The sequence below is a fragment of the Bradyrhizobium sp. Pha-3 genome (genome assembly GCF_042258615.1).
Taxonomy (GTDB): Bacteria; Pseudomonadota; Alphaproteobacteria; order Rhizobiales; family Xanthobacteraceae; genus Bradyrhizobium.
Map to the genome: position 1 here is coordinate 4,475,180 of NZ_CP170152.1, position 11,273 is coordinate 4,486,452.

At 65.6% G+C, this 11,273-nt stretch carries 9 protein-coding genes; 5 read left to right on the forward strand and 4 right to left on the reverse strand.

The window, feature by feature from the left end:
• The first annotated feature begins 7 nt into the window (after window positions 1-7).
• Together clpS and clpA are read left to right on the forward strand one after the other, a co-directional pair.
• Window positions 8-340, forward strand: coding sequence for an ATP-dependent Clp protease adapter ClpS (gene clpS, locus ACE10Z_RS21215; RefSeq protein ID WP_106318898.1), 333 nt, complete (start codon window positions 8-10; stop codon window positions 338-340).
• A gap of 259 nt (window positions 341-599) precedes the next feature.
• On the forward strand, window positions 600-3,008 hold the full coding sequence (gene clpA, locus ACE10Z_RS21220) for an ATP-dependent Clp protease ATP-binding subunit ClpA (protein ID WP_375789618.1): 2,409 nt from the start codon (window positions 600-602) through the stop codon (window positions 3,006-3,008).
• Window positions 3,009-3,097: 89 nt separating this feature from the next.
• Here clpA and ACE10Z_RS21225 read toward each other — a convergent pair whose 3' ends face one another.
• The 3 genes from ACE10Z_RS21225 to ACE10Z_RS21235 form a co-directional block, all read right to left on the reverse strand.
• The gene (locus ACE10Z_RS21225) at window positions 3,098-4,519 is read right to left on the reverse strand and encodes an MFS transporter (protein WP_375789619.1); all 1,422 of its coding nucleotides are present in this window, start codon (window positions 4,517-4,519) and stop codon (window positions 3,098-3,100) included.
• A 130-nt stretch (window positions 4,520-4,649) separates the two neighbouring features.
• The gene (locus ACE10Z_RS21230; protein ID WP_375789620.1) at window positions 4,650-5,003 is read right to left on the reverse strand and encodes a PilZ domain-containing protein; all 354 of its coding nucleotides are present in this window, start codon (window positions 5,001-5,003) and stop codon (window positions 4,650-4,652) included.
• Between the two features lie 151 nt (window positions 5,004-5,154).
• Window positions 5,155-6,111 carry a helix-turn-helix domain-containing protein gene (locus ACE10Z_RS21235; RefSeq protein WP_375789621.1) on the reverse strand — a complete coding sequence of 319 codons (957 nt, stop codon included), beginning with the start codon at window positions 6,109-6,111 and terminating at the stop codon, window positions 5,155-5,157.
• Between the two features lie 208 nt (window positions 6,112-6,319).
• Between ACE10Z_RS21235 and ACE10Z_RS21240 the strand changes: the two genes are divergently transcribed.
• Window positions 6,320-7,330, forward strand: a complete 1,011-nt coding sequence (locus tag ACE10Z_RS21240; protein WP_298368885.1) for a carbon-nitrogen hydrolase family protein — start codon at window positions 6,320-6,322, stop codon at window positions 7,328-7,330.
• 35 nt (window positions 7,331-7,365) lie between these two features.
• A complete protein-coding gene (locus ACE10Z_RS21245) occupies window positions 7,366-8,418 on the forward strand; it encodes a phenylacetaldoxime dehydratase family protein (protein WP_375789622.1) in 1,053 nt (350 codons plus the stop codon).
• A 755-nt stretch (window positions 8,419-9,173) separates the two neighbouring features.
• On the opposite strand, the gene ACE10Z_RS21250 is transcribed toward ACE10Z_RS21245, so the two are convergent.
• Window positions 9,174-10,025, reverse strand: a complete 852-nt coding sequence (locus tag ACE10Z_RS21250; protein WP_375789623.1) for a LysR family transcriptional regulator — start codon at window positions 10,023-10,025, stop codon at window positions 9,174-9,176.
• 104 nt (window positions 10,026-10,129) lie between these two features.
• Between ACE10Z_RS21250 and ACE10Z_RS21255 the strand changes: the two genes are divergently transcribed.
• On the forward strand, window positions 10,130-11,134 hold the full coding sequence (locus ACE10Z_RS21255; protein ID WP_375789624.1) for a bile acid:sodium symporter family protein: 1,005 nt from the start codon (window positions 10,130-10,132) through the stop codon (window positions 11,132-11,134).
• Window positions 11,135-11,273: the final 139 nt, after the last annotated feature.

The following is an 11,273-nucleotide window of genomic DNA, read 5'->3' on the forward strand; positions in this document are numbered from 1 at the left end:
GCCGAAAATGAGCAATGACGACAACCGCAATGGAGCGGGCAGCGGCCCGTCGACCTCGGTCATCACCAAGGTCAAGCCGAAGACCAAGCGCCCGAACCTGTATCGCGTCCTGATCCTGAACGACGACTACACGCCGATGGAGTTCGTGGTTCACGTGCTGGAACGATTCTTCAACAAGGACGCCGAGGCGGCGACCAAGATCATGCTGCACGTTCACCATCACGGGATCGGTGAGTGCGGCGTGTTCACCTATGAGATCGCCGAGACCAAGGTGACGCAAGTCATGGACTTCGCGCGCAAGCATCAGCATCCACTGCAATGTGTGATGGAAAAGAAATAGTTCGCGGGAACGATTGACCTGCCGCGGGAAGCGGAACGGGTCTTGCATCGCGTTTTTGACGGCAGCGAACGGCGTTCCCGTATGATCACGGGGCGCGGCCGGACGACGTTCCGGTGCCCCGAATTTTGAAGAAAACCATCATCGCGGGACCGGTCTTTCGCCACGATCCGTCGTAACTATATCAATGGCGATCACGAAGGTTGTTATTGCCTGACCCGGCAATGGCGATCATGATGGCCGGGGGCCATAGAGGACGCGAATGCCTACTTTTTCCCAAAGCCTAGAACAATCCTTGCATCGTGCATTGGCGATCGCGAACGAGCGTCACCATCAATACGCGACGCTCGAACACCTTCTGCTGTCGCTGATCGATGACTCGGATGCGGCGGCGGTGATGCGGGCGTGCAGCGTCGATCTCGACAAGCTGAGGACCAGCCTCGTCAATTATCTCGAGACCGAATTCGAAAACCTGGTGACTGACGGCGCCGACGACGCGAAGCCGACCGCCGGGTTCCAGCGCGTGATCCAGCGCGCGGTGATTCACGTCCAGTCGTCCGGTCGCGAGGAAGTGACCGGCGCCAATGTCCTGATCGCGATCTTCGCCGAGCGCGAGAGCCATGCCGCGTATTTCCTGCAGGAGCAGGACATGACGCGCTACGACGCGGTCAACTACATCAGCCACGGCATCGCCAAGCGGCCCGGTGTCTCCGAGGCGCGGCCGGTGCGCGGCGTCGACGAGGAAACCGAGACCAAGGGCAACGAGGACGCCAAGAAGAAGGGCGAGGCGCTCGACACCTATTGCGTCAACCTCAACAAGAAGGCGCGTGACGGCAAGATCGATCCGGTGATCGGCCGCAATGCCGAGATCAACCGTGCGATCCAGGTCTTGTGCCGCCGTCAGAAGAACAACCCGTTGTTCGTCGGCGAAGCCGGCGTCGGCAAGACCGCGATCGCCGAAGGCCTCGCCAAGCGCATCGTCGACAGCGATGTGCCTGAGGTGCTGGCGGCCGCGACCGTGTTCTCGCTCGACATGGGCACGCTGCTCGCGGGCACCCGCTACCGCGGCGATTTCGAGGAGCGGCTCAAGCAGGTCCTGAAGGAGCTCGAGGCGCATCCGAACGCCATCCTGTTCATCGACGAGATCCACACCGTGATCGGCGCCGGCGCCACTTCCGGCGGCGCAATGGATGCGTCCAATCTGCTGAAGCCCGCGCTGGCTTCGGGCACGATCCGCTGCATGGGCTCGACCACCTACAAGGAATATCGTCAGCACTTCGAGAAGGACCGCGCGCTGGTGCGGCGCTTCCAGAAGATCGACGTCAACGAGCCGACGGTCGAAGACGCGATCGCGATCCTCAAGGGCCTCAAGCCCTATTTCGAGGATTACCATCGGCTGAAATACACCAATGAGGCGATCGAGGCGGCGGTGCAGTTGTCGTCGCGCTATATCCACGACCGCAAGCTGCCCGACAAGGCGATCGACGTGATCGACGAGTCCGGCGCGGCGCAGATGCTGGTCGCCGAGAGCAAGCGCAAGAAGACGATCGGCATCAAGGAGATCGAGACCACCATCGCGACCATGGCGCGGATCCCGCCGAAGAGCGTGTCGAAGGACGATGCCGAGGTGCTGAAGCATCTCGAGCAGACGCTGAAGCGCACGGTGTTCGGCCAGGACAAGGCGATCGAGTCGCTGGCGGCGTCGATCAAGCTGGCGCGAGCCGGCTTGCGCGAGCCGGAGAAGCCGATCGGCAGCTATTTGTTCTCGGGTCCGACCGGCGTCGGCAAGACCGAGGTGGCCAAGCAACTGGCGGCGTCACTCGGTGTCGAGCTGCTGCGCTTCGACATGTCCGAATACATGGAGCGGCACACCGTGTCGCGCCTGATCGGCGCACCTCCCGGCTATGTCGGCTTCGACCAGGGCGGCCTGCTTACCGACGGCGTGGACCAGCATCCGCATTGCGTGGTGCTGCTCGACGAAATCGAGAAGGCGCATCCGGACCTGTACAATGTGCTGTTGCAGATCATGGACCATGGCCGGCTCACCGACCACAACGGCAAGCAGGTCAACTTCCGCAATGTGATCCTGATCATGACCACGAACGCGGGCGCGGCCGATCTTGCGCGGCAGGCCTTCGGCTTCACCCGCTCGAAGCGGGAAGGCGACGACCACGAGGCGATCAACCGCCAGTTCGCGCCGGAGTTCCGTAACCGGCTGGATGCGATCGTCTCGTTCGCGCACCTCAATGCCGAGGTGATCGGCATGGTGGTCGAGAAGTTCGTGCTGCAGCTTGAGGCGCAACTCGCCGACCGCGACGTCACGATCGAGCTGTCCGAGCCCGCCAAGGCCTGGCTGATCGAGCACGGCTACGACGAGCAGATGGGCGCGCGTCCGATGGCGCGCATCATCCAGGAGCACATCAAGAAGCCGCTCGCGGATGAAGTGCTGTTCGGCCACCTCAAGGGCGGCGGACACGTCCGCGTCGTCCTGGTCAAGGACGAGGCGGCCGCCAAGGACAAGATCGGCTTCGAATATGTCGAGGGCCCGGTCACGCCGAAGCCCGAGAGCCTGCCGCCGCGCAAGCGCAAGCCGCCGAAGGGCGGCCCGAACAACGGCGGCGGAGGCGGCACCAAGGGGCCGGCCTCAAAGGGGCCGATGGTCAAGGCCTGAGGCGCGAGCGAACAAACAAATGAAAGGCCGGCTGTTGAGCCGGCCTTTTTGCTTGTGCCGATGGAGTCGCGCGTCGTGTGCGCGCAGCCTCACTCGCCCTTCAAGCGCTGGCCCTCGTGAATCCGCACCTGGTCGGCGCCGCGGCTGCCGGCCGAGGACAGTCGCAGTGTGCTGAGCACGGCGCCTGCGACGGCAAAGCCGACGCCGACCATCAGCGAGATCCTGGTGCCGTCGGCCGGAAAGCGCGCCAGCAGCATCGCCACCAAGGCGGCGCCGATGGTCTGTCCGAGTAGGCGCGCGGTTCCTAGCATGCCGCTGGCGCCGCCCGAGCGCTCGCGCGGGGCGGCGGCGATCATGGTGCGGTTGTTCGGGGTCTGGAACAGGCCGAAGCCGGCGCCGGCGAGCGCCATCCGCCAGATCACGTCGATCGGCGTCGCGTTGGCCGGCATGAACGCCAGCGTGCCCAATCCCAATGCGAACAGCAGCAGGCCGATGCCGCCGAGCAGGCCGGCCGGATAGCGCTCGACCAGCCAGCCCGCGATCGGCGCGGCGAATGCGACCGCGATCGGCCACGGCGTGATCAACAGGCCGATCTGCACCGCCGAATATCCGAAATGGTTCTCGAGATAGAACGGCATCGCGACGAAGGCCAGCATCTGGCCGCAGAACGAGGCGATCGACGTGCCGATCGACAGCGCAAAGATCGGAATGCGAAGCAGGTCGACCGGGAGCAGCGGCGAGGGCAAATGCTGTTGCCGCCGGTACAGCAGATGCGAGGCGACCGCGGCAACCGCGAACTCCAATGCGCAGAGATACAGCGCCTCGCCATGGCCGGCGCTATCGATCGCACTGATGCCGAATCCGAACGCGATGGCGCTCATCGCCGCGCTCTGCCAGTCGAAGGCGTGAACCGCGGGCCGGGTATGCGGCAGGAAGCGCCAGCCCAGTGCCAGCGTGACGATGCCGAGCGGGACGTTGATGGCGAACAGATACGGCCAGGTTCCGACCGCCAGGATGAACGAGGCGATGGTCGGGCCGACCGCGGCCGAGATCGCGACGACGAGAGCGTTGACGCCGATGCCGCGGCCGAGCTGCGAATGCGGATAGATGAAACGGACCAACGCAGTGTTGACACTGAGGATTCCGGCGGCACCGAACCCTTGCAGAATGCGAGCGACCGTCAGCAGCGGCAGCGTATGCGACAGCGCGCAGAACAGCGACGCCAGCGTGAACAGCAGCAGGCCCGCCAGATAGACGCGGCGATAGCCGATGATCTCGCCGAGCGAGGCCAGCGGCAGCAGCGAGATCGTGATCGCCAGCTGATAGCCGTTGACGATCCAGATCGAGAAGGCGGGGCTGGCGTCAAGATCGCGCGCGATGGTCGGCAGCGCAACGTTGGCGATCGAGCCGTCGACGACGGCCATCACGAGGCCGAGCGCAATCGTGAGAATGGCCCAATTGCGCTGCGGCTGCGGCAGCCCGTCGGGATGCTCGATGATCGCGGACGACATGTCGTGAAATGGCCTTTGGTTCCAGCATTGGCGGGCTTACCGGATGCTGGATTAACCTGGCCTTTGCAACCCCCGAAATGACAGATGCCGGCCGCGATCCAAACGCGGCCGGGGAGCTGCGGGAGGACGCTCAGCCCTGGCCGAGCAGTTCCTTGATCCGCCGCTGCAACTGCCGTTTCTTGATCTCGCTGCGGCGGACCCGCTCGTCGAGATCGCTGACCGGGGTGTCCGAGGTCATGATCCGGAACGCGAGGCCGACCTTGTTGGCCTGGCGCCAGATCATACGCGCCAGGAACGAGCGGCCCTTGCGCGCGATGCTCAGATTCATCTCTTCGGGCAGTCGCGTGGCATCACCGAATTCAACGCACGCGCCATGTTCGCTGATGTTGCGGACGACGCAATCCATCGTCGAGCCGCGCTCATTGATCTCCGCAACCGCACCGTAAAACACCTTGTCGCGTGGGCTCTGGCGCCGGTCCTGCATGGGAAATCCTCCTAAATGAACGGCAGGACTGTACCGGTCCGCACCTGCGAAAAGAAGGGTACGAACGGAACCCGTTGGAGTTAGTGTAAATTGTTTGCACCTGTGAAGGTTCGGATTCCCGGCTATTTTGCGCCGCAAACGACCCGAGATGTCAGTTCGGCACCCGGCTGTGCCGCCAATCGCGCGGGGAAAGGCCGTAATGGTCGCGGAACACGCGGCCGAAATGCGAGAGATCGTTAAAGCCCCAGGCGAACGCAATCTCGCCGATATGGCGATGCGCGTGCGCAGGCGAGGCGAGGTCGCGCTTGCAGCGCTCCAGCCGCTGCGCCAGCACGAAGCGCTGGAATGAAGTGTCCTCGTCGGCCAGCAGGCTGTTGACGTAGCGCGGCGAGATGCCGAGCGCCGCGGCGGTCTCGGTGAGGCTGAGCTCGGGGTTCGGCAGATGCGCCAGCACATGCGCCTTCAGCCGGTAGAGCAGGGCGGAGCGGTGCGTCGAGGCCGGTAGCGCCGCGCCGCCGAGCCGTTCGCTGATCGCCATCGCCAGCAGGTCGGCGGCCTGGTCGGCGAGGCGGATCGCATTATCCGGATCGAGCTTGTCGGCGATCTCGGAGAGCCCGCTGATGAACTGCCAGGCGAGCCGCTGCACCGGGCGATCCGATGTGAACGTGGTCGCCGTCAGGCCCTGGGTGCCGGCAAAGCGGCGGTGCAGCATCGCGCGCGGCACCTGAAAGATGGTCTGCGTGAAGTCGTCGTTGAAGCGCAATTCGTAGGGCCGGGTGGTGTCGTAGAACGCAAACTCGCCCGGCCGGATCACGGTCTCGCGGCCGTCCTGCACCACGCCGCCCGCGCCGGTTTGGCCGAGCGCGAACAGAACAAAATCCTCGCTTGTGCGCGCGATCCGCGACGGCGTGCGCAGCACGCGCTGGCGGCCCGACGAGACGACGGAGCATTTCACCGCGCCGAGCTGCGCGCTGGTGATGGCGCCGTGGAAGGCGGTGCCGAGATCGGACTTGCAGTCGAGTTGCACGAACACGTCGCAGACGATGTCCCGCCAGAGCGCGAGGCGCCGATGCGTGGGCGCGACTTCCGTGGTGAACAGGGCCGGCATGATTTCCTCCCTTCACGAGTGCAAACGCTGGCCACGCAGACAAAGCAAGCTTCGTACCGGGGACGGCTGGGGGAATCTCCTCCGCAGTCGAATTTTCCTTCCGTCCTGGTCGAACGGCGTTCCCGGTCCCGGGGCAGCATGATGTCAGAGGCCGCCGGGCCCGATCAAGTACGAACCGGCCCGCATCGCCGGCCACGAGGAGGACATCATGGGCATCGAACATCCGAAATATCGCGTTGCGGTGGTGCAGGCGGCGCCTGCCTGGCTCGACCTCGACGCCTCCATCGCCAAAAGCATTGCCTTGATCGAGGAGGCCGCCGCCAAGGGGGCAAAACTGATCGCGTTCCCCGAGGCCTTCATCCCCGGCTATCCCTGGTACATCTGGCTGGATTCGCCGGCCTGGGCGATCGGGCGCGGCTTCGTGCAGCGCTATTTCGACAACTCGCTGAGCTATGACAGTCCGCAGGCCGAGAAGCTCAGGCTCGCCGTGAAGAAGGCCGGCATGACCGCGGTGCTCGGCCTGTCCGAACGCGACGGCGGCAGCCTCTATCTCGCGCAATGGCTGATCGGGCCCGACGGCGAGACCATCGCCAAGCGGCGCAAGCTGCGGCCGACCCATGCCGAGCGCACCGTCTACGGCGAGGGCGACGGCAGCGACCTTGCGGTGCACGACCGCCCCGGCATCGGCCGCCTCGGCGCGCTGTGCTGCTGGGAGCATCTGCAGCCGCTGTCGAAATACGCGATGTACGCCCAGAACGAGCAGGTGCATGTCGCGGCCTGGCCGAGCTTCTCGCTGTACGATCCGTTCGCGCCGGCGCTCGGCTGGGAGGTCAACAACGCGGCCTCGCGGGTCTATGCGGTGGAAGGCTCGTGCTTCGTGCTGGCGCCGTGCGCCACGGTCTCGCAGGCGATGATCGATGAGATGTGCGACCGCGACGACAAGCACGCGCTGCTGCATGTCGGCGGCGGACACGCTGCGATCTATGGGCCGGATGGCAGCTCGATCGCCGAGAAGCTGCCACCCGACCAGGAAGGCCTGCTGCTCGCCGATATCGATCTCGGCGCGATCGGGATCGCCAAGAACGCCGCCGACCCGGCCGGGCATTACTCGCGGCCCGACGTCACGCGGCTGCTGCTGAACAAGAAGCCGTCGAAGCGCGTCGAGCATTTTGCGCTGCCGCTCGACAGTCTTGAGGAGGTCGACGCGGCTGCGAGCTAACGCATCAGGGCAACACCCAACCGGAGGCGACTGCCATGGAATCCGCAATTCCCTCTCATCTGCAGACTGAGCGCTCGCGTCATCGTCGCGTGCCCGACGACTACGCGCCGCCTTATCCCTCGTTCGTCGCGCGCCACAAGCCTGCGGTCGCACGCGTGATCATGGCCTATTTCGGCGTGCAATATCGCGGCGAGCCGACCGCCGCAGTGGCCGAGGCGCTTGCATCGATCGCAAAGCGCTTTGCCGGCGAGAACGGCCCGACACATTGGGACCGCGCGCAATATGTCGACCAGGCCGGCTTCACCAACGTCGTCTCGGTCGCCTATTGGGACGATGCCGGGCGTTTCGATGCCTGGTTCGAGGCCGCGCGCGAGGCCTGGACCGGCCGCGGCGCCAGCGATGGCGTCGGTCGCTTCATCGAGGTGCTGCGGCCGCATGTTGCGCGCTACGAGACGCTGTTCTCGTCGCTCGGCCGCCCCGAGGGCGTCGCGGTGCTTGCCGACGGCATGAGCGGCGAGGTGCAGGAGCACGCCTATTGGGGCGGCATGCGCGACCGCATCCCGCTGTCGCAGACCGACGCGATGACGCCCGGCGGCGAGCCGCGCGTGATCCGCGACGGCGCGCGCATCCGCGTGGTCGCGCATGACAATCTCTGCCTGATCCGCTCCGGCCAGGACTGGAGCGACACCGAGGCGTCCGAGCGCAAGATGTATCTCGACGATGTCGAGCCGGTGCTGCGCGAGGGCATGGACTTCCTGCGCGACGACGGCGTGCCGATCGGCTGCTACGCCAACCGCTACATGCGCGTCGTCGATGCGGATGGAGGACTGACGGAAAAGTCCTACGGCCAGAGCTGGTGGAAGAGCCTCGCGGCGCTGGAGCGCTGGGCGGAGTCGCATCCGACCCATGTCAGGATCTTCGGCGCGGCGATGAAGTACCTGTCGACGTTGGGACCAGCCGCAAAGCTCAGGCTGTATCACGAGGTCACGGTTGCCGCCGCCGACGAGCAGTTCTTCGAGTATCTCGGCTGCCACGAACAGACCGGCATGCTGAGCGCGGTGCAACTCGCGGCGGCGCCAGCCGGCTGATGTAAGCTGCATTCAAAATATCGAAAACAACCCCATGCAAAGTAGCCGGCGGCTGTCGGCGGAGACGGCATCGGCGGAGACGGCAACTTGACTCGTCGGGCAACTCAGCGGTATACTTCTATTATTCAGAAGTGCAGGCGCGCCTCCGCTTGCTCAGTGTCATCACCCGCGCATGCGGGTGATCCAGTATTCCAGAGACCGCAGTGCTTGAGCCGAGAGGCTGCGGCGTACTGGATCGCCCGGTCGAGCCGGGCGATGACAGTGGTGGACGAGGACATAGCATCACATCCTCTCGGGATAACGGGTGATTGCCCAGCTTGCTCAGTGTCATCACCCGCGCATGCGGGTGATCCAGTATTCCAGAGACCGTAGTGCTTGAGCCGAGAGGCTGCGGCGTACAGGATCGCCCGGTCAAGCCGGGCGATGACAGCGGTGGACGAGGATATGGCCTCACATCCTCTCGGGATGACGGGTGATTGCCCAGCTTGCTCAGTGTCATCACCCGCGCATGCGGGTGATCCAGTATTCCAGAGACCGCAGTGCTTGAGCCGAGAGGCCGCGGCGTACTGGATCGCCCGGTCAAGCCGGGCGATGACGGCGGTGGACGAGGAGATGGCCGCGCATCCTCTCGCGATGACCTCTTGTTGCGCGGCTCGATCGATGCGATCTGGCCTCAGAGCAAGCTTCGCTCGTCTCGACCCCGAAAGCGGGAGGGGCGCAGCGAGCGCAGCGTAAGACCATTCTCGCCAAACCTTCTAAGGCCGCAGCCGGCCGCCGCGTTCCGTGATCGCCTGCGCCAGTTCTGTGGCCGGGCCGCGTCTGGTGCGGCGCGCGGTGCGGACCACGAATTCGACGTCGCCGAGCGGCGGCAGGCCTGACGCCGGCATCGCTTCGAGTCCGTCCGGGATCAGGCCCTGAGCCTGCGGGGTGATGCCGAGACCGGCCAGCGCTGCGGCGCGCAGGCCGCTGAGGCTGCCGCTGGAGCAGACGATGCGCCAGGGCCGCCCGAACCGCTCCATCGCCTCCAGCACCACGCTGCGGCTGACGCTCGGCGGCGCGTAGAGGATCAGGGGCAGGGGCTGTTCGGGATCGAGCCGCATGCCGGGCGCACCGGTCCACACCAGGCGGTCCTGCCACACCAGCTGTCCCAGCGCGTCGCCGGGCCGGCGCTTGCCGAGCACGAGATCGAGTTCGCCGGCGTCGAGTTGCTGGTACAGTACGGCGCTGAGGCCGATCGTCAGCTCGAGATCGACTTGCGGATGGCGGCGGACGAAGTCGCGCAGCAGATCGGGCAGGCGCGAGCTGGCAAAATCCTCCGCGGCGCCGAACCGGACTTTGCCGCGCACCTGCGACCCCGCGAAGTAATCGCGGGCGCGGGCGTTGGCCTCGAGGATCGGGCGCGCAAAACCCGTCATCGCCTCGCCGTCGGCGGTCAGCACCACCGAATGCGTGTCGCGCACGAACAGGCGGCGCCCGGCGGCGGCCTCGAGCTTGCGGATGTGCTGGCTGACCGTCGACTGCTTCAGGCCGAGGCGGCGGCCCGCTTCGGTGAAATTCTGCGTCTGCGCGACGGTCAGGAAGGTTTCGAGCTGGGCCGGGTCGAGCATGGCGGCGATCCATCATTACATAACGTAATGGCAATAACATCGGTAAGCGCGGTTCACAATCGGCATGGGGATGCGCACCTTTCGCCTGAGGAAAGGAAGCCACCATGACCATCAGCCGCCTGCGCTCATTCGTGCCCGTCGACCCCTACATCGCCGCCATCGTCGGCATGGTCGGCCTCGCCACCTTGCTGCCGCTGCACGGGCAGGGCACCGTGATCGGCGGCTATGCCACCGACGCTGCGATTGCCCTGCTGTTCTTTCTCCACGGCGCCCGGCTGTCGACGACGGAGGCGTTGGTCGGCGCCCGGCACTGGCGGCTGCACCTCGTGATCTTCCTGTCGACCTTCGCCCTGTTCCCGATGCTCGGGCTCGCTGCCCATGCGCTGGCGCCGCATCTGCTGACGCCGGCGCTGTGGGCGGGCGTGATCCTGATCTGCATCCTGCCGTCGACCGTGCAGTCCTCGGTCGCCTTCACCTCGATCGCGCACGGCAATGTGTCGGCCGCGCTGTGCTCGGCGACCGCCTCCAATCTGCTCGGCATCGTCGCGACGCCTCTCTTGGCAGGCGTGCTGCTCTCCAGCCATGGCGGGTTCTCCGGCAATGCCGCGCTCGACATCGTGGTGCAGCTGTTGCTGCCGTTCGTGGCAGGGCAATTGTCGCGGCCGCTGATCGGCCGCTGGGTCGAGCGGCACCATGCGATGCTCGGCCTGGTCGACCGCGGCTCGATCCTGTTGATCGTCTACACCGCGTTCAGCGACGGCGTCAGCCATGGGATCTGGCACCAGGTCAACGCGACCCAGATGGCGATCGTGCTCGGCCTCGATGCGCTGCTGCTGGCGATCGTGCTGCTGATCACCAATTTCGGCAGTCAGCTGCTCGGCTTTTCTCGCGCCGACCGCATCGCGATCATGTTCTGCGGCTCGAAGAAGAGTCTTGCGAGCGGATTGCCGATGGCGAGCGTGCTGCTCGCCGGGCAATCGGTCGGCCTGATCGTGCTGCCGCTGATGCTGTTTCACCAGATCCAGCTGATGACCTGCGCTGCGCTGGCGCGGCGTTATGCGGGTAGCGAGGAAGCGACGTCACATGATGCCGTCCCGGCGCACGTGTAGGCGTTTCGCCTCCGCTGTCGTCCCCCGGCTTGACCGGGGGACCCAGTACGCCGGGGCCCCTCAGTGACTGACTGCTGTCTCTGGGATACTGGATCGCCCGGTCGAGCCGGGCGATGACAGCGTAAATTGGGTAAGCCCT